The organism is Arthrobacter sp. Dra40, assembly GCF_059091905.1.
The window spans coordinates 1-332 of the sequence record NZ_JBNHHB010000586.1; the positions used below are offsets into that span (position 1 = coordinate 1).

The following is a 332-nucleotide window of genomic DNA, read 5'->3' on the forward strand; positions in this document are numbered from 1 at the left end:
CGTTCAGCGGTGACATCGGATCTGCCATGCCCGCGTGGCATCGGTGGCCTTGGCCTGGCGTTGAGGTGCGACGATGAGCAGATGCAGAAGAGGACTGCTTTGCTCCTTGAGGGACCTCGAGGGCGTCGGCTATGTCTGGAACTCGCGATGGCTTTGAGCCCGGAGATCCGTACAGCCGCGATATTGCTGGGGTATGAGCTGGACCCCGGGAAGGGAACATCGCTTGTCAGGCTGCGCGTCGCTAACGACGGCCGGGATGAGGCTGCCGCTGCTGCCCCCGTGTCCCCGGAACTGTTGGCCGCGGCACTTGCTTCCCTTGATCCCACCGACGT

The 332-nt window shown here is 63.9% G+C and carries 1 pseudogene; it reads left to right on the top strand.

Features of this window, described 5'->3' with window-relative positions:
• Positions 1 to 147: 147 nt before the first annotated feature.
• Positions 148 to 332: pseudogene (locus tag AC5RWT_RS38115) on the top strand (hypothetical protein); the annotation flags it as partial.